This is a genomic window from Pseudomonas sp. Root562 (genome assembly GCF_001427125.1).
Lineage (GTDB): Bacteria > Pseudomonadota > Gammaproteobacteria > Pseudomonadales > Pseudomonadaceae > Aquipseudomonas.
The window spans coordinates 249,060-267,438 of the sequence record NZ_LMGK01000023.1; the positions used below are offsets into that span (position 1 = coordinate 249,060).

Below are 18,379 nucleotides of genomic sequence, written 5' to 3' on the forward strand. Positions count from 1 at the left end.
CCTGACCTGCCTATGTGATGAGCGGGCCTTTTGTGGCGAAAGGGCTTTTGTGGCAGGGGAGCTTGCTCCCTCGCCACAGGTTGTCAATCGATAGACCTATCGATAAAACAACGAATACCCCACCTGCCCCACCGCCTCGTTCATCATCTGCCCGCTCTGCCAGATCGACTTGAACTCCGGCAACCAGCCACCCAGCGGTCGGGCGTTGTCCGTTCCCAAAAAGCCCGTCGGTGCCGGCACCACCTCAAACCCGGCCTTGCGGAAACTCCAGGCTGCTCGCGGCATGTGCCAGGCGTGAGTCACCAGCACCACGCGCTTGACCCCTACGGGTAACAGCACCTGGGCACTGAACTGCGCGTTTTCCCAGGTCGTGCGGCTGCGACCTTCCTGCCAGCGCACCGACACGCCGAAATCATCGCGCAAGGAGTCAGCCATCAATTGGGCCTCGGTGGGTGGCGTACCGTAATGCAAACCGCCGCTGGTCAAGATCGGCAGGCCTGAAGCTTTGGCCAGCCGCGCGGCATAGCGTTGACGTTCCAGGCCCACCCCGGTCGGCTGATCGGCGCCCCAAGCCGAATCACCGCGCTCGCGCCCCGAGCCCAGCACCACAATCGCATCAGCGTGTTGCGCCAGTGTTGCCCATTCGCTGAGCGCCAGCGGCGGCTCTCGCTCCAGCAGTGCCGCGCTCCATTGCACGAAAATCGGCAAGCTCATCAGCCAAAAGCCGCCAAAACCCAAGGCAAAACACACGGCAGCCAACTTTGGTCTGGAGCGGCGCCACCACCAGGCAAGCGCCAGCAGCAGCAACAGAAGGCCCGGCGGCAAGAGAAGTTGTTTCACGAAATAACGAAAAGGCATCGAGCATCTCCATAAAGATGCCCGAAGCCTAAGTGGGTTGATGCAGTGCGACAATGAATACGCAAGGACTATGCTTCAAAAAACCCTGGAGCATGGCTCGATACCTACTTGAACTGCATAGACCGGACCTTTACCGCGTCTCTGCCAGGTACCTTGTCCTTGAGCCAGATAATCTTGGCTGAGCGTGGTGCGTCGAGTTGCTTTACTGCCTCGGACAAGCATCCGTGTGTCTCACGCTCACTGCGATCCAGATACGCCTTGACCAAAGCAAACTCAGCGGGGCTCAAACCACGCAATTCCAGCTCCAGCGGACGTTCATCACGCAACCGGCCTGCGGTTTTCGCCGCTTCCAGGGCCAATCCAAGACGATCAATCAGTCTTTCGTACAACTCCGGTTTTGTAGCTTTGCGTCGTGACTCAACCATCCCTCACCTCATTGGAAGATAAGACCTACTCCCCAGTTAGAGCTTAGCTTCCATGAACAAACCGGCTGAGCGCCGCGACCAACGGCCCTCGCGGCGTTTTTCGCAAGACGCGTGGCAGCAATCAGGGTTTCCCTCGATAGAGCACGGTCATGTATGCTACGGCGCTTCCTGTAACTCCACTTCCAGCTCGTCTGGGCACGGAAACGCCGAATTGGCGCCCTTACCGTCCAGCGTCGCATTGAAGAGGATTAGGCCACCCCTATTCAGTTCAAAAAGTAGCCATGCACGAACAATATCAGCCCCGTGAAATCGAAGCCGCCGCCCAGTCGTTCTGGGACGAGCAAAAGTCCTTTGAAGTCAGTGAACAGCCAGGCAAGGAGACTTACTACTGCCTGTCGATGTTCCCTTACCCCAGCGGCAAGCTACACATGGGGCACGTGCGCAACTACACCATCGGCGACGTGATCTCCCGCTACCAGCGCATGCAAGGCAAGAACGTTCTGCAACCGATGGGTTGGGACGCCTTCGGCATGCCGGCGGAGAACGCCGCGATGAAGAACAACGTAGCGCCCGCCAAGTGGACCTACGAAAACATCGCCTACATGAAAAACCAGCTGCGCAGCCTGGGCCTGGCGGTGGACTGGTCGCGTGAAGTGACCACTTGCAAGCCCGATTACTACCGCTGGGAACAATGGCTGTTCACTCGCCTGTTCGAAAAAGGCGTGATCTACAAGAAAAGCGGCACCGTGAACTGGGACCCGGTCGACCAGACGGTACTGGCCAACGAACAGGTAATCGACGGTCGCGGCTGGCGCTCCGGCGCGCTGATCGAAAAGCGCGAAATCCCGATGTACTACTTCAAGATCACCGCCTACGCGGATGAACTGCTGGAGAGTCTCGATGATCTGCCGGGCTGGCCTGAACAGGTCAAGACCATGCAGCGCAACTGGATCGGCAAGTCCCGCGGCATGGAAGTGCAGTTCCCGTACAACGTCGATTCCATCGGCGAAGCCGGCACACTCAAGGTATTCACCACCCGTCCGGACACCTTGATGGGCGCGACTTACGTCGCTGTGGCTGCCGAGCACCACCTGGCTACCCTGGCCGCACAGAACAACCCTGAGCTGCAAGCGTTCATCGCTGAATGCAAGGGCGGCAGCGTGGCTGAAGCCGACGTTGCCACTCAAGAGAAGAAAGGCCTGCCGACCGGCCTGTTCGTCGAGCACCCGCTGACGGGCGAAAAACTGCCGGTGTGGGTCGCCAACTACGTACTGATGCACTACGGCGATGGTGCGGTCATGGCGGTTCCGGCCCACGACGAGCGCGATTTCGAATTCGCCCACAAGTACAACCTGCCGGTCAAATCGGTGGTGCGCACCAGCGCTGGCGACACCAACCCGGCGCCATGGCAAGACGCCTATGGCGAACACGGCACGCTGATCAATTCCGGCGAGTTTGACGGCCTGGACTTCGCCGGCGCTTTCGACGCGATTGAAGTGGCGTTGATCAAGAAATCACTGGGCGCCTCGCGCACCCAATTCCGCCTGCGCGACTGGGGCATCAGCCGTCAGCGCTACTGGGGCTGCCCGATCCCGATCATTCACTGCGCGGCCTGCGGCGACGTTCCGGTACCGGAAGATCAACTGCCCGTCGTGCTGCCGGAAGATGTCGTACCGGACGGCGCCGGTTCGCCACTGGCGCGCATGCCCGAGTTCTACGAATGCAGCTGCCCGAAATGCGGCCAGCCTGCCAAGCGTGAAACCGACACCATGGACACCTTCGTCGAGTCCTCGTGGTACTACGCGCGCTACGCCTCGCCGCACTTTGAAGGTGGCCTGGTGGAAAAATCGGCGGCCGACCACTGGTTGCCGGTGGATCAGTACATCGGCGGTATCGAGCACGCGATTCTTCACCTGCTCTACGCACGCTTCTTCCACAAGCTGATGCGCGACGAAGGCCTGGTGAGCTCCAACGAGCCGTTCAAGAACCTGCTGACCCAGGGCATGGTGATCGCCGAGACGTACTATCGCCGCGAAGCCAACGGTGCTTACACCTGGTTCAACCCGGCGGACGTTGAACTCGAACGCGACAGCAAAGCCAAGGTCATCAGCGCCAAATTGAAATCCGACGGTTTGCCGGTGGAAATCGGCGGCACCGAGAAGATGGCCAAGTCAAAGAACAACGGCGTCGACCCACAGTCGATGATCGACCAGTTCGGCGCAGACACCTGCCGCCTGTTCATGATGTTCGCTTCGCCACCCGACATGAGCGCGGAATGGTCCGACTCCGGCGTGGAAGGTTCGCACCGTTTCCTCAAGCGCGTCTGGCGTCTGGCTCAGGCACATGTCAGCCAGGGCCTGCCGGGCAAACTCGACGTTGCCAGCCTGAATGACGAACAGAAAGCCGTGCGTCGCTCGATCCACCTGGCCATCAAGCAAGCCAGCCAGGACGTCGGCCAGAACCACAAATTCAACACCGCCATCGCCCAGGTGATGACGCTGATGAACGTTCTGGAAAAAGCCGCACAAGCCACCGAACAGGATCGGGCACTGATTCACGAAGGCCTGGAAACCGTGACGCTGTTGCTGGCACCGATCACACCGCACATCAGCCACGAGCTGTGGAATCAGCTGGGTCACGCTGATCCTGTGATCGACGCCGGTTGGCCGGTACAGGACGACAGCGCACTGGTGCAGGACAGCCTGACGCTGGTCATTCAGGTCAACGGCAAGCTGCGGGGCCAGATCGAAATGCCGGCCACCGCGACCCGTGAAGAAGTCGAAGCCGCCGCACGCGCCAACGAAAACGTGCTGCGCTTTGTCGATGGTCTGACCATTCGTAAAGTGATTGTGGTGCCCGGGAAACTGGTCAACATCGTCGCCAGCTAATTGGATCGGGCGCCAGGCCCTGCCTGGCGCCAAGTAAAACCTTTCGGGCCGCATGATCGGCCCACATGGTTTCAAGGGGAGCAACACAATGATCAAACGCAACTTGCTGGTGATGGGCCTCGCGGTCCTGTTGAGCGCCTGCGGTTTCCAGCTGCGCGGCACCGGCACCACCGAACTGGCGATCACGGAACTCGACCTGAGCGCCCGTAACGCTTACGGCGACACCGTCACCCAACTGCGCCAGGTTCTGCAAAGCAGCGGCGTCAAGGTCTACAGCGGCGCGCCTTACAAGCTGTTCCTGGCCGACGAACAGGAATCCCAGCGCATCCTCAGCTATGCCGGCGCCGGTCGGACGGGCGAGTATCAGTTGAACACCGTGCTCAGCTACAGGATCCTCAGCCAGGGCAACCTGTCGCTGATCGACGACAAGCTCGAAGTACAGAAGGTCTTCATCCACGACGGCAACAACCTGGTGGGGTCTGACCAGGAAGCCGCCGATGCGCGCAAGGAAATGCGTCGCGAGCTGGTGCAACGCATGATGCTGCGCTTGCAGCAGATCACGCCGACCCAGTTGGCCCAACTGCAACAGACTGCCGAAGCCAAGGCCAAGGCCGAAGCCGCCGCGCTGGAAGCGGCGCAGAAGGCTGAAGCGGAAACCCCGCGTCAGTCGCCTATCGAACTGCCGCAGCAGTAAGACTTGCGGGGCGCTCAGGCGCCCCGTTCGCCCTCTCTTATGAAACTCGCACCCGCCCAACTCGCCAAACACCTGCAAGGTGCCCTCGCGCCGGTCTATGTGATCAGCGGCGATGACCCCTTGCTGTGCCAGGAAGCCGCCGACGCCATCCGCACCGCCGCCCGTCAACAGGGTTTCGATGAACGCCAGGTGTTCGCCGCCGACGCCAGTTTCGACTGGGGCACGTTGCTGCAAGCCGGTGCGAGCATGTCGCTGTTCGCCGAAAAGCGCCTGCTGGAGCTGCGCCTGCCCTCAGGCAAGCCCGGTGATAAAGGCGCTGCCGCACTCATCGAGTACTGCTCACGGCCGGCCGAAGACACGCTGCTGTTGATCAGCCTGCCCAAGCTCGACGGCAGTGCGCAGAAAACCAAGTGGGGCAAGGCACTGGTCGAAGGCGCGCAGACCCAGTTCGTGCAAATCTGGCCGGTGGATGTCAGCCAGTTGCCGAGCTGGATCCGTCAGCGCTTGTCCCAGGCTGGCTTGTCTGCCAGCCAGGACGCCGTTGAACTGATTGCCGCACGGGTCGAAGGCAATTTGCTGGCGGCGGCCCAGGAAATCGAAAAACTCAAGCTGATGGCCGAGGGCGGTCAGATCACGGTCGAAACCGTGCAGGCTGCGGTAGCCGACAGTGCGCGATTCGATGTCTTCGGGTTGACCGATGCGATCCTCAACGGCGAGGCCGCCCACGCCCTGCGCATGCTCGAAGGATTGCGCGGTGAAGGTGTCGAGCCGCCGGTGATCCTCTGGGCTTTGGCTCGCGAGCTGCGACTGCTGGCCAACATTTCGTTGCAATACAGCCAGGGTACGCCGCTGGACAAAGCCTTCAGCCAGGCCAAACCACCGGTTTGGGACAAACGTAAACCGCTGATGAGCAAAGCCTTGCAACGCTACTCGGCGCCACGTTGGGCGCAGTTGCTGTTGGAAGCGCAACGCATCGACGCGCAGATCAAGGGCCAGGCGGCGGGTTCGCCGTGGATGAGCTTGAGTCGGTTGACGCTGTTGATGGCTGGCCAGCGTTTGACGTTGCCTGCCGAGTAACGCTTTTGTGGCGAGGGAGCTTGCTCCCGCCGGGTTGCGAAGCGACCCCAGTCCACACATCGCGTTTCTTCAGAAAAGCCCCGCTTGCCCATTTGCGACTGCTGCGCAGCCGAGCGGGAGCAAGCTCCCTCGCCACGATTCACATTTCCTGCACAACCTAGGGACTAGACAGAAGCCTCGCTTGAGCCGATGATTTGCCCCGCAAAAAACCTTTACTTGCGAGAGTCCATCATGAGCAAAAAGCCGTCCAAACGCGGCCCCAACAAGGCCAAATCCATCATCGCCCAGCCATTGTTCCGCAGCCGTCAGGAACGAGCCGGCAAGGGCAAAGGCAGCTACCGCCGCGAAGCCTTCCAGTCTGACAACTGGGAGGCTTCTTACTTTCTGGCAGCCTGAAAGGCATGCATCCGCTCAACATGTTAAGGTCTGCACCTGATCCGTTTTCCCTGGACCCGTGCATGCCCCTTTGTCTTTCCCGTCGTTGGCACCTGCGCCAATTGATTGCTGCCTCCAGCCTCGTTTTGCTAGTCGCCTGCGCGGAAAAACCCACCGCCGCCGACGCCCAGCCATTGAAGACCCTGCCAGTCGCCACCGCCCCCGCGGTTGTACCGCCGGTGGTACCGAACGGTGAAAACCTCGACATCCAGCCGACCCAGACCTTCGCCGAATGGCAGGCCGGTTTCCGCAAGGATGCCCTGGCCGCCGGCATTCGTGCCGACCTGTTCGACCGTGCCTTTGCCAATGTCAGCCTCGACCCCAGCGTGATCCGTGCCGATCGCAGCCAGCCGGAATTCGCGAAACCGGTGTGGGAATACCTCGATGGCGCCGTGTCGCCGCTGCGGGTTCGCAAAGGCCAGGCACTGGTCGAACAGTACGCCGACATCCTGCAGAGCATCGAACAGCGTTATGGCGTTGATCGTCAGGCCCTCGTTGCCGTGTGGGGCATGGAAAGCAACTTCGGCCAGTTCCAGGGCAGCAAGTCAGTGATCAATTCGTTGGCAACCCTGGCTTACGAAGGTCGTCGCCCAGGATTCGCCCACGCGCAATTGATTGCTGCGCTGCAAATTCTGCAACAGGGTGATATCGAGCCAGAAAAAATGCTCGGCTCCTGGGCTGGCGCCATGGGCCAGACCCAGTTCATCCCGACCACCTACAACACTCACGCCGTGGATTTCGATGGCGACGGCCGACGCGACATCTGGGGCAGCGCCACCGACGCCCTGGCCTCGACCGCGCACTATCTGCAAAGCTCCGGATGGCAGAGAGGCCAACCGTGGGGCTTTGAAGTGCAATTGCCGGGCAGCTTCAACTACGTGCTGGCCGACGGCACAATCCGCAAGAGCGTCGCCGAATGGCAGCAACTGGGCGTCTCGCTGCCCAACGGCCGCCAGGTCCCGGCAGGTTCCGAACACTTGTCCGCAGCGCTGCTGCTACCAGCGGGCTACCGTGGCCCGGCCTTCCTGGTGCTGGACAACTTCCGCGCCATTCTCAAATACAACAACTCATCGTCCTACGCCTTGGGCGTCAGCCTGTTGTCCGAGCGATTCAATGGCGCGGGCCTGATCAGCGGTACTTGGCCAAAGGATGATTTGCCGCTGAGCCGAACTGAGCGGATCGAGCTGCAAAACCTGCTGAGCGCACAGAATTACGATGCGGGTACCGCCGACGGCATAATCGGCGCCAACACCCGCAAAGCGATTCGCAGTGCCCAGCAGTCGTTTGGCTGGCCGGCGGACGGATACCCGACGCACAAGTTGCTGGAAGGTTTGCGCAACCGCTGAAAGCAACGCGGGCAAGCCTCGTTCCTAAAGGGTTTTCGCAACCTGTAGGAGCGAGGCTTGCCCGCGAAAGCTGTCTATCAGGCGACAAGCACCTAAGGCTTGATCACCACATCCTGCTCCACCACCAACTCCTTGTTCCCTGCATCCAGCCTGACCAGCGCCCCCATCGGCAGCGTCAGGTTCGGATCGCAATGACCGCTGCGCCATCCGGACAACACCGGAATCCGCAAAGGCCCGAACATTTGCTTGAGCAACTGCTCCAGCGCCGGCACCTCAACCCCCGCCACATCACCCACCAACACCCCACGCAACTTGCCCAGCGTGCCGGCCAGTCGCAGGTGAGTCAGTAGACGGTCGACGCGATACAGCGGCTCGTTGATGTCTTCAATGAACAGAATGACGCCCTCGGCATCCATTTCGTAGGGCGTGCCCATGGTCGCGGCGATCATCGACAGATTGCCCCCCAGTAAACGCCCATGGGCGATGCCTGGTTCAATCGTGGTCAAGGGATAGGCCGCCGGATGGGCCAATAAGCTACCCGCCTTGACCTGCCCTCGCAGCATGTTGAAAAAAGAAGGCTCGGTCGGCTTTTGCCGGCCACCCAGCAGATCGGCGTTGAGCAACGGGCCGTGAAATGTCACAAATCCCGCGTAGCGACTGATAGCCAGGTGCAAAGCGGTAATGTCGCTGTAGCCGATGAAGGGCTTGGCGTTACTGCGCAGCAGCTGGAAATCGATGCGATCGAGCAACCTCGGCGTGCCATAACCACCGCGCAAGCAAATGATGGCGTCGACTTCGCTGTCGGCGAACGCCGCGTGCAAGTCATTGAGGCGCACATCATCGCTCCCGGCGAGGTAGCCGTCCCGCTCATAGACGCCCGGAAACACCTTTAGCGTATAGCCGCGGGCGCGCATCCATTGCACGGCTTTGTCCGTGTCCAGCGGTGCCGGCCCGGCAGGCGCAATGACAGCGATCACCCCTTCCGACGGCAAGGCCGGAACCGGGGTGTGAGGACAAAGCGTGTGAGTCGGTCGAACGGTCATCCGTGAATCTCCCTGCGTGAACACTTGAGCACACAGTAGTCAGGAACGGGGACAAACAGAAGAGGGATCGTCGCCCCGCAGGTTGCAGGAAAAAACGCCAGTGGCCGTGGGCATGCCAAAAAAAACGCCCGCAAGCCTTGATGCCTTGCGGGCGGATTTTGTTTCTTTTCAGCAGATCAGGACGACATCAGCTCGGCCTTGACCAGCTTCGCCTGCTCATCGGCGTGGTACGACGAGCGTACCAGCGGACCAGAAGCGACGTTCTTGAAGCCCATCTTGTAACCTTCCTCGGCGAACCAGGCGAAGGTGTCCGGGTGCACGAAACGTTGGACCGGCAAGTGACTGCGCGACGGTTGCAGGTACTGGCCCAGGGTCAGCATGTCGATGTCGTGCTCGCGCATTCGCTTCATGACTTCGATGACTTCTTCGTCGGTTTCACCCAGGCCCAGCATCAGACCGGACTTGGTCGGAATGTGCGGCATCATCTGCTTGAAACGTTGCAGCAGGGTCAGCGACCACTGATAGTCCGAACCCGGACGCGCAGCCTTGTACAGGCGCGGCACGGTTTCCAGGTTGTGGTTGAACACATCCGGCGGCTCGGCGGCGGTGATCTGCAGGGCGATGTCCATGCGGCCACGGTAGTCCGGAACCAAAGTCTCCAGCTGCACGTTTGGCGACAGCTTGCGGATTTCACGGATGCAGTCGGCGAAGTGCTGGGCACCACCGTCACGCAGGTCGTCGCGGTCTACCGAAGTGATCACCACGTATTTCAGGCGCAAGTCGGCGATGGCAATGGCCAGGCTTTGCGGCTCGTTGACGTCCAGTGGCTTCGGACGGCCGTGGCCGACGTCGCAGAACGGGCAGCGACGGGTGCAGATGTCGCCCATGATCATGAACGTTGCGGTGCCACCGGAGAAGCACTCGCCCAGGTTCGGGCAGGACGCTTCTTCGCACACGCTGTGCAGCTTGTGCTTGCGCAACAGCGCCTTGATGCGGTCGACTTCCGGGGATACCGGGATGCGCACGCGGATCCAGTCAGGCTTTTTCGGCAGTTCGGTGGTCGGAATGATCTTCACCGGAATGCGTGCAACCTTCTCGGCGCCGCGCAGCTTAACGCCGGCTTCAACCTTGGCACGCGGGGCCGGACGCTCGGTAACATCCTGCGTCGGGATCATGGTTTGCACTGCATCAGTAGTCATATCAGTCGATTCCGCCCGTTAGGGTCGTCTGCTCAGCATAGTCGAGGTGTTTGACGAGCTGCGCGCGCAGCCGGGCACTTACCTCGGCAAATTCAATCGATCCTGCGTGATCGCTCAGCTGGGTCATCGCCAGCCCGGCGTAGCCGCAGGGATTAATCCGTCGAAACGGCTCCAGGTTCATGTCCACATTCAAGGCCAGGCCATGAAAGGAACAACCGTGGCGGATCCGCAGACCCAGGGAAGCGATTTTCGCACCGTCGACATAAACACCCGGCGCGTCCGGTTTGGCCACCGCGGTCACGCCGTAGCTGGCAAGCAGCTCGATCAGGCATGACTCCATGCGGCTCACCAGGTCACGTACACCAAAACCCAGCTTGCGCACGTCGAGCAACAGGTAAGCCACCAGTTGCCCGGGGCCGTGGTACGTGACTTGCCCACCCCGGTCGACCTGCACCACCGGAATATCTCCCGGCAACAGCAAATGCTCGGCCTTGCCGGCCTGGCCCTGCGTGAACACCGGCGGGTGCTCGACCAGCCAGATCTCGTCGGGCGCACTGCTGCCGCGTTCGTTGGTGAAGCGTTGCATGGCATGCCAGACCGGCTCGTAAGCCATCTGGCCGAGCTCGCGAAAGCCCAGCGTGCCGGACATCACAGCACCATGTGCACGAAACCGGTGGCCCGCAGTTCGCTGTTGATGTTGTACAGCTGGTCCTGGTCGGTCGCGACGATGTGCAACTGGATGGTGGTGTATTTACCGTTGCTGCTTTGACGCTCGTCAACACGCTCATCATTGATCTTGGCGTGTTTGCGGACGATGTCGATGATCTTGTCCTTGTTGCCCACACCCGTGTCGCTAATCACCTTAACCGGGTAATCAGTGGCAGGGAATTCGATCTTGGGCGCCTTTACTTCGGTATCGGTCATGGCGTAACGGCCTCGTAAGCGTAAGCCGTGGCGACGGCAAAGCCCCGCGCCGGATCAGCGCAGGGCTTTGCAGGTGCACACTATCAGTTGAACAAGCCGTAGAAGAATAGACGGATGCTATCCCACATGCGGCGGAAGATACCACCCTCTTCGACGCCGTCCAGAGCGATCAGGTCGGCGCTGTGCACGACTTTTTCGTCCAGTTTGACTTCGACTTTACCGATCACGTCGCCCTTGGCGATTGGTGCAACCAGTTGCGGGTTCATGGTCATGCTGGCAGCGAGCTTTTTCAGCTGGCCTTTGGGCAGGGTCATGGTCAGGTCTTGGGCCAGGCCGGCCTTGACTTGATTGGTGGCGCCTTTCCAGACAGGAGCCTGAGCCAGCTCGGCGCCTTTCTGATAGAAGGTCTGGGTTTCGAAGAAGCGGAACCCGTAGGTCAGCAGCTTCTGGGTCTCGGCGGCGCGAGCCACTTCGCTGTTGGTGCCGAACACCACGGCGATCAGACGCATGCCATCACGCACGGCCGAGGACACCATGCAGTAGCCTGCTTCGTCGGTGTGACCGGTTTTCAGACCGTCGACCGTCTTGTCGCGCCACAGCAGCAGGTTACGGTTCGGCTGTTTGATGCCGTTCCAGAAGAACTCTTTCTGCGAGTAGATCGCGTAGTGAGCCGGGTCTTCGTGGATGATTGCGCGAGCCAGCACGGCCATGTCGTGAGCCGACGAGTAGTGCTCAGGGTTCGGCAGACCGGTCGGGTTCATGAAGTGGCTGTTGGTCATGCCCAGGTCGCCAACGGTTTTGTTCATCATGTCGGCGAACGCGTCTTCGCTGCCGGCGATGTGCTCGGCGAGCGCAACACTGGCGTCGTTGCCCGACTGAATGATGATGCCGTGCAACAGGTCGCTGACAGTGACTTGCGAGCCGACCTTGATGAACATCCGCGAACCACCGGTACGCCAGGCGTTTTCGCTGACGGTGACCGGATCGTTTTCACCGATCTGGCCACGACGGATTTCCAGCGTCGCGATGTACGCGGTCATCAGCTTGGTCAGGCTGGCTGGCGGCAGACGCTGGTCACCATTGTTTTCGACCAGCACGTTGCCGCTGCTGGCGTCCATGAGCACGTAGGCCTTGGCGGCCAGTTGCGGTGGGGACGGCATCATCTCGACCGCGAAAGCGGCTGGCGAGAGGAGCAGCGGGACTAGAAGGCACAGGCGTTTGGCAAAGGTGGTGATGTTCATCCGTCTCTCGAAATCGCTAATGGAAACTGCCCGAAGGCAAAACTAATCAAATAACCTTCTAACGGGTTATCGCGTGTTCAGTTGCTCACTCCAGCCACCCTTTGCCGGGCTTTTGTTCTTCGACGAGCCAACAACCTGGTTCACCCCCCAAAACCGCAGATGAACCGTCAATCAAGTTCTACGTGTTACTCAGTGGCTTACTCGGTCACGACGCTAGGCGAACCGAGGTTGGCCAGGCGCACGCTGTTCTGCACTTGCTGGATTTCACCCGGTGAACCGATTGGCCCCAGGCGCACCCGATGCAGGGTCTGCTGATTGCGCACGATCGAGCTGATGAACACCGGAGCGCTCACCATCCCGCTGAGCTTCGACCTCAGCAGCTCGGCAGCGTCCGGGTTGGCGAAGGCGCCCACCTGCAGATACTGGCCAGACGCTGGTGCAGAAGCGTTTTTTTTTGCATCGATTTGTACTGGAACGACCGCGGCGGCGTGTTGCTGCGGCGGCGGAGTCCATTGTTCGACTGTACCGGCCGAAGCCGTGATGACCGGCGCGCTATTCTGCGCGACTTGCGGCTCGTTGAGCATTAAAGGCGCCGGACGGCCCTTGGCGGCCCACCATTGCTGCGGATCGATGCCTTCGACCTTGACCCGCGCAGTGCCGGTTTCGGCATAACCGAGTTTCTTGGCGGCCGCGTAGGACAAATCGATGATGCGGTCCGAATAGAACGGCCCGCGGTCGTTGACGCGCAGGATCACGGTCTTGTTGTTGTCCAGGTTGGTCACCCGAACGTAACTTGGCAATGGCAAGGTCTTGTGTGCAGCACTCATGCCGTACAGGTCATACACTTCGCCGTTGGCGGTGTTCTGACCGTGGAACTTGGTGCCGTACCAGGACGCCGTACCGGACTGTACGTAGGTCTTGGATTCTTGAATCGGGAAATAGGTTTTGCCCAGCACCGTGTAAGGGTTGGCCTTGTATGGACCGGTGTGCAGGGTCGGCGTGGCATCCGGGATGCGCGTAACGTCGACATCCCACCACGGTGCGCCATCCTTGTGTGCCCGGTTGATGTCCAGCCCCGGCGTCGAGCGCACGGTCGTGGGAGACTTCTGGGCCGGCGGGCGGCTGGTCGAACAACTGGCGACCAGCACTGCCAACGCGGCAAGTGCCATCAGCTTCAGGGGTTTATTCATAGGCAATGCCCGCATTACTTGACGCCCCGTGCTTGGACCAGCTGTTCAGACAGTTGATGTACGGCCATGGCGTACATCACGCTGCGGTTATATCGCGTGATCGCGTAAAAATTCTTCAGGCCCATCCAGTATTCAGGCCCCTTGTCGCCTTCCAGCCGGAAAGCGGTAACCGGCATATCATCGCGCAGCGCATCATGACTTGACCAGCCCAAGGCCCGCAACTCTCCAACGGTTTTAGTCGGCTCGATGCCGGTGGTCAAACCTGCATCGACCTGTTCGCCCCGCACATCGGCGCGGCTGACCACCGGTTCGCCGGCGACCCAGCCATGGCGCTTGAAGTAGCTGGCGACGCTGCCGATGGCATCGTCCGGGTTGTTCCAGATATTGATGTGGCCGTCACCGTCGAAGTCCACCGCATAGGCGCGAAAGCTGCTGGGCATGAACTGCGGCAGCCCCATGGCCCCGGCGTAGGAGCCTTTGAGGGTCAACGGGTCGACCTGCTCTTCACGCGCCAGCAGCAGGAACTCACGCAATTCCTTGCGGAAAAATTCGGCACGGGGAGGATAGTCGAAACCCAGGGTCGACAACGCATCGATTACCCGGAAATTGCCGGTATTGCGACCGAAAAAGGTTTCGACGCCGATGATCGAGACGATCACCTGAGCCGGCACGCCGTATTCCTGTTCAGCCCGGGCCAGCACCGCTTCGTGCTGGCGCCAGAAATCCACGCCACGGGCGATACGCGCGTCGGTGATGAACATCGGGCGATATTCGTTCCACTGCTTGACCCGCTCGGCGGGTTTCGAAATAGCGTCCAGGATCGACTGTTTGCGCTCGGCTTCGCGAAACACGCCCATCAACTGTTCACCGGCGAAACCGTAGTCGCGGGTCATTTCACCGACGAATTCGGCCACTTGCGGTGTGCCTTCGTAATCGCCGGCCAACGCTTCCTGCGCAGTGCCAAGGATGCTTACCAGGCCGACCCACGGCGCGTATCGAGTCGCCCAGCCACGCATTACTTGCATTGAACTCTTCACCTTATTCAAACCTGTGCGATCCACTTACGATGGGTATGGATCGACATCAAAACCCCAAACGCTGACAGCAGCGTCACCAGCGAAGTTCCTCCGTAGCTAATGAACGGCAACGGCACCCCCACGACCGGCAACAGGCCGCTGACCATACCGATATTGACGAAAACATAAACAAAAAACGTCATGGTCAGCGCGCCGGCCAGCAACTTGCCGAACAATGTCTGGGCCTGGGCGGTAATCACCAGCCCGCGCCCGATCAACAGCAGGTAGATCAACAACAGCGCGCAAATGCCCACCAGACCGAACTCTTCGCCCATGACCGCAATGATGAAGTCGGTATGGCTTTCCGGGAGAAAGTCCAGGTGCGACTGGGTGCCCAATAGCCACCCCTTGCCGAACACGCCGCCGGAACCGATGGCGGCCTTCGACTGAATGATGTTCCAGCCAGTGCCCAGCGGATCACTCTCAGGGTCGAGGAACGTCAGGACCCGCTGCTTCTGGTAATCGTGCATGACGAAGAACCACATGGCGATGGCCACGGGCACCGTTGCGGCCAGTACGCTGAGAATCCAGCGCCAGCGCAGGCCACCCATGAACAGCACGAATGCACCACCGGCCAGGATCAGCAGCGAGGTGCCGAGGTCCGGTTGCCGCACAATCAAAATGAACGGCACGCCGATCAGCATCAGGCTGACGCCCACGTGTTTAAGCTGCGGTGGCAGACTGCGTTTGGACAGATACCAGGCGATAGTCGCCGGCATCAGGATTTTCATGAACTCCGAGGGCTGGAAGCGGATCACCCCGGGAATATTGATCCAGCGTGTCGCGCCCATGGCGTTGTGGCCCATGATGTCCACCACCAGCAACAGCATCACGCCGACCACGTAGCCCAGCGGCACCCAACGCGCCATGAATCGCGGTTCGAATTGGGCGATGACGATCATCGCCACCAGGCCAATACCGAACGAGGTGGCTTGTTTGCCCAGCAGATCCCAACTTTTGCCACTGGCCGAATACAACACGAACAGGCTGCCGGCGGCGAGGGTCAACAGCAGGATCAGCAAAGGGCCGTCGATGTGCATGCGTTGCAACAACGTCGCCCGGCGACGCATCACATCCTCGCTGGAAAGCATGCGATCGAAATTATTCTTCACGGGCCGTAGCCTCCGCGCTGATAGGACTGGCGTATTCGGCTTTCAGATGACCGCTCTCATCGAGCAACCAGGCGTCCATGACTTGACGCACCACGGGCGCTGCCACGCCGGAGCCGGACTCGCCGTTCTCCACCATCACCGACACCACGATTTTCGGGTCGTCGGCCGGCGCAAAGCCGACGAACAAAGCGTGGTCACGGTGGCGCTCCTGAACCTTGGAGCGGTCGTACTTCTCGCCCTGCTTGATCGCCACCACCTGAGCCGTACCGCTCTTGCCGGCGATCCGGTACTGCGCACCGATCGAAGCCTTGCGCGCGGTGCCCCGGGCGCCATGCATGACCTGCTGCATGCCGTGGTTGACCTTGGTCCAGTCCGACGGGTCGCGCAGGATAATGTCCGGCATGGGATTTTCATCCACCGGCTTCGCGCCTTCGATGGTCTTGGCCAGATGCGGGCGATTCCAGATGCCTTTGTTGGCCACCAGCGCGGTGGCCTGGGCCAACTGCAACGGAGTCGATTGCATATAGCCCTGACCGATCCCGAGAATCAGCGTTTCGCCCGGATACCATGCCTGACGGCGGGTCGCACGCTTCCACTCGCGGGACGGCATCAAGCCAGGCGACTCTTCGAACATGTCCAGAGAGACTTTCTGGCCGATGCCGAACTTGGTCATGTAGGCCGACAGCCGATCGATCCCCAGCTTGTGCGCCAGGTCATAGAAGTAGGTGTCGTTGGAACGCATGATCGCCGTATCGAGGTCGACGAAGCCGTCGCCGGTGCGGTTCCAGTTGCGATACTTGTGGTCGTAGTTGGGCAGCATGTAGTAGCCCGGATCGAATACCCGGCTCGACGCTGTCACCACGCCCGCGTCAAGACCGGCAATCGCCACCGCTGGCTTGATCGTCGATCCCGGTGGATACAGGCCGCGCAGGACGCGGTTGAACAACGGCCGGTCGATGGAATCGCGCAGTTCGGAATAGGCCTTGAAGCTGATGCCGGTGACGAACAGGTTCGGATCGAAACTCGGTTGGCTGACCATCGCCAGCACTTCACCGGTTTTCGGGTCCAGCGCCACGACAGCGCCGCGCCGCCCGCCAAGTGCGGCTTCAGCGGCTTCCTGCAACTTGATGTCCAGGCTCAGCACGATGTCCTTGCCGGGAATCGGATCGGTACGCTTGAGTACCCGTAAAACGCGGCCCCGAGCGTTGGTTTCGACTTCTTCGTAACCCACCTGGCCGTGCAGTTCGGGCTCGTAAAAGCGTTCGATACCGGTTTTGCCGATGTGATGGGTGCCGCTGTAATTGACCGGGTCGAGGGTCTTAAGCTCTTTCTCGTTGATCCGCCCCATGTAACCCACCGAGTGCGCAAAGTGCGCGCCCTGCGGATAGTGGCGAACCAGTTGCGCCACCACTTCCACGCCCGGTAGGCGGAACTGGTTGACGGCGATCCGGGCAATCTGTTCTTCGGTCAGCTCAAACAGGATCGGCACCGGCTCGAACGGCCGACGTCCCTGACGCATGCGCTTTTCGAAAATCACCCGGTCCTCGGGCGTCATCTCCAATACTTCGACGATGACGTCGAGCACTTGCTGCCAGTCGCCGGACCGCTCGCGGGTCATGCTCAGGCTGAAACTCGGCCGGTTGTCGGCGATCACCACGCCGTTGCGGTCGAAAATCAAGCCGCGAGTCGGCGGAATCGGTTGTACGTGGACGCGGTTGTTTTCCGACAGGGTCGAGTGGTAGTCGTACTGGATCACCTGAAGGAAATACAGACGCGCGATCAGCACGCCAATCAGCACCACCACGGCAATTGCCCCGAACACGACGCGGCCACGCACCAGACGGGCGTCTTTTTCGTGGTCCTTGATGCGGATCGGCTGAGGCATGAGGGCAGAACTACTTGTGGTAAGGGTGGCCGGACAGAACTGTCCAGGCACGATACAGCTGTTCGCCGATGAGGATGCGCACCAACGGATGCGGCAACGTCAACGGCGAGAGCGACCAACGCTGATCGGCGCGGGCACAGACTTCCGGCGCCAGCCCCTCGGGGCCACCGACCATGAAATTGACAGTGCGCGAGTCCAGCCGCCAGCGATCGAGTTCCACCGCCAGTTGCTCGGTACTCCAGGGCTTGCCGTGGACTTCGAGGGTGACAATACGCTCGTTCGGCCCGACCTTGGCCAGCATGGCTTCGCCTTCCTGACGGATAAAGCGCGCCACGTCGGCATTCTTGCCCCGGGTATTGAGCGGTATTTCCACCAGTTCCAGCGCCAGCTCGGACGGAAGACGCTTGGCATATTCATGCCAGCCTTCTTCCACCCACTTGGGCATGCGGGAACCGACGGCGATCAGTCGCAGTCGCACAGCCGTTCCTTATTCCTGGTCTTTGTTGAGCTTGTTGAAATGCTCGTGACCAACTTCAGGACTGTGGTGTTTGCCGTCGGCGGCACGGCTCTGCTCGGCGCCTTTCCACAGGCGCTCCAGGTCGTAGAACTGACGGGCGTTGGAGGTCATCATGTGGACGATCACGTCGTCCATGTCCAGCAGCACCCAGTCGCTGTCGCCCTTGCCTTCTTCACCCAGCGGCTTGATGCCCAGGGCTTTGACGGCTTCGCGAACCTTGTCCAGCATCGCGCCGATCTGGCGGTTGGAAGTACCGGTGGCGATGATCATGTAGTCGGTGATGCTCTGCTTGTCGCGAACGTCGATGACCAGAACGTCCTGGGCCTTGACGTCTTCCAGGGCCGCTACCGCGATCTTGACCAGTTCGTCGCCTTTAGGCGGCTCGGCAGCCAGGACTTTTTCAGGCAGCGGGGCACTCTTGAACGTGCCTTTGCGCTTAACTTTGTTTACTTCGTTGTTCGTCATAAAA

Annotated in this window: 18 protein-coding genes; 5 read left to right on the forward strand and 13 right to left on the reverse strand. The window is 60.5% G+C overall.

Annotation, left to right across the window (positions count from 1 at the left end; all coding sequences use genetic code 11):
- Positions 1 to 96: 96 nt before the first annotated feature.
- Both ASD60_RS20690 and ASD60_RS20695 read right to left on the reverse strand, forming a co-directional pair.
- Positions 97 to 858: a YdcF family protein gene (locus ASD60_RS20690; protein WP_056855794.1), complete on the reverse strand. Its 762-nt coding sequence runs from the start codon at positions 856 to 858 to the stop codon at positions 97 to 99.
- A 104-nt stretch (positions 859 to 962) separates the two neighbouring features.
- Entirely contained in the window at positions 963 to 1,283 is a 321-nt protein-coding gene (locus tag ASD60_RS20695) for a hypothetical protein (RefSeq protein WP_056855795.1), read from the reverse strand.
- Between the two features lie 281 nt (positions 1,284 to 1,564).
- On the opposite strand from ASD60_RS20695, the gene leuS reads away from it, so the two are divergent.
- The 5 genes from leuS to ASD60_RS20720 all read left to right on the forward strand — a co-directional run bounded on the left by leuS (position 1,565) and on the right by ASD60_RS20720 (position 7,723).
- Positions 1,565 to 4,171, forward strand: coding sequence for a leucine--tRNA ligase (gene leuS, locus ASD60_RS20700; RefSeq protein ID WP_056855796.1), 2,607 nt, complete (start codon positions 1,565 to 1,567; stop codon positions 4,169 to 4,171).
- 88 nt (positions 4,172 to 4,259) lie between these two features.
- Positions 4,260 to 4,865 (forward strand): LPS-assembly lipoprotein LptE, encoded by a 606-nt coding sequence (locus ASD60_RS20705; RefSeq protein WP_056855902.1) that lies wholly within the window; start codon positions 4,260 to 4,262, stop codon positions 4,863 to 4,865.
- Positions 4,866 to 4,904: 39 nt separating this feature from the next.
- Positions 4,905 to 5,942 carry a DNA polymerase III subunit delta gene (gene holA, locus ASD60_RS20710; protein ID WP_056855797.1) on the forward strand — a complete coding sequence of 346 codons (1,038 nt, stop codon included), beginning with the start codon at positions 4,905 to 4,907 and terminating at the stop codon, positions 5,940 to 5,942.
- Between the two features lie 231 nt (positions 5,943 to 6,173).
- Positions 6,174 to 6,338, forward strand: a complete 165-nt coding sequence (gene arfA / locus ASD60_RS20715) for an alternative ribosome rescue factor ArfA (RefSeq protein ID WP_056855798.1) — start codon at positions 6,174 to 6,176, stop codon at positions 6,336 to 6,338.
- Positions 6,339 to 6,400: 62 nt separating this feature from the next.
- Entirely contained in the window at positions 6,401 to 7,723 is a 1,323-nt protein-coding gene (locus ASD60_RS20720) for a lytic murein transglycosylase (RefSeq protein WP_056855799.1), read from the forward strand.
- A gap of 92 nt (positions 7,724 to 7,815) precedes the next feature.
- Here the strand turns inward: ASD60_RS20720 and ASD60_RS20725 are convergent, their stop codons facing one another.
- The 11 genes from ASD60_RS20725 to rsfS all read right to left on the reverse strand — a co-directional run bounded on the left by ASD60_RS20725 (position 7,816) and on the right by rsfS (position 18,375).
- Positions 7,816 to 8,766: a S66 peptidase family protein gene (locus ASD60_RS20725; RefSeq protein ID WP_056855800.1), complete on the reverse strand. Its 951-nt coding sequence runs from the start codon at positions 8,764 to 8,766 to the stop codon at positions 7,816 to 7,818.
- Positions 8,767 to 8,942: 176 nt separating this feature from the next.
- Positions 8,943 to 9,965 carry a lipoyl synthase gene (gene lipA / locus ASD60_RS20730; RefSeq protein WP_056855801.1) on the reverse strand — a complete coding sequence of 341 codons (1,023 nt, stop codon included), beginning with the start codon at positions 9,963 to 9,965 and terminating at the stop codon, positions 8,943 to 8,945.
- A 1-nt stretch (position 9,966) separates the two neighbouring features.
- Positions 9,967 to 10,614 carry a lipoyl(octanoyl) transferase LipB gene (gene lipB, locus ASD60_RS20735; protein ID WP_056855802.1) on the reverse strand — a complete coding sequence of 216 codons (648 nt, stop codon included), beginning with the start codon at positions 10,612 to 10,614 and terminating at the stop codon, positions 9,967 to 9,969.
- A complete protein-coding gene (locus ASD60_RS20740; protein WP_056855803.1) occupies positions 10,614 to 10,889 on the reverse strand; it encodes a DUF493 domain-containing protein in 276 nt (91 codons plus the stop codon). Before ASD60_RS20740 ends, lipB begins: the two co-directional genes overlap by 1 nt.
- Positions 10,890 to 10,972: 83 nt before the next feature.
- The gene (locus tag ASD60_RS20745) at positions 10,973 to 12,130 is read right to left on the reverse strand and encodes a D-alanyl-D-alanine carboxypeptidase family protein (protein ID WP_056855804.1); all 1,158 of its coding nucleotides are present in this window, start codon (positions 12,128 to 12,130) and stop codon (positions 10,973 to 10,975) included.
- Positions 12,131 to 12,327: 197 nt separating this feature from the next.
- Entirely contained in the window at positions 12,328 to 13,335 is a 1,008-nt protein-coding gene (locus tag ASD60_RS20750) for a septal ring lytic transglycosylase RlpA family protein (RefSeq protein ID WP_056855805.1), read from the reverse strand.
- Positions 13,335 to 14,345 carry a lytic murein transglycosylase B gene (mltB, locus tag ASD60_RS20755; protein WP_056855806.1) on the reverse strand — a complete coding sequence of 337 codons (1,011 nt, stop codon included), beginning with the start codon at positions 14,343 to 14,345 and terminating at the stop codon, positions 13,335 to 13,337. The genes ASD60_RS20750 and mltB overlap by 1 nt, the downstream gene beginning before the upstream one ends.
- A gap of 17 nt (positions 14,346 to 14,362) precedes the next feature.
- Positions 14,363 to 15,466, reverse strand: a complete 1,104-nt coding sequence (rodA, locus tag ASD60_RS20760; protein ID WP_056855903.1) for a rod shape-determining protein RodA — start codon at positions 15,464 to 15,466, stop codon at positions 14,363 to 14,365.
- 31 nt (positions 15,467 to 15,497) lie between these two features.
- Positions 15,498 to 17,393 (reverse strand): penicillin-binding protein 2, encoded by a 1,896-nt coding sequence (mrdA, locus tag ASD60_RS20765; RefSeq protein ID WP_056855807.1) that lies wholly within the window; start codon positions 17,391 to 17,393, stop codon positions 15,498 to 15,500.
- A 10-nt stretch (positions 17,394 to 17,403) separates the two neighbouring features.
- Complete coding sequence (gene rlmH / locus ASD60_RS20770; protein WP_003185785.1) at positions 17,404 to 17,871, reverse strand: 23S rRNA (pseudouridine(1915)-N(3))-methyltransferase RlmH; 468 nt, start codon at positions 17,869 to 17,871, stop codon at positions 17,404 to 17,406.
- 9 nt (positions 17,872 to 17,880) lie between these two features.
- Positions 17,881 to 18,375 (reverse strand): ribosome silencing factor, encoded by a 495-nt coding sequence (rsfS, locus tag ASD60_RS20775; protein WP_056855808.1) that lies wholly within the window; start codon positions 18,373 to 18,375, stop codon positions 17,881 to 17,883.
- Positions 18,376 to 18,379 lie beyond the last annotated feature (4 nt).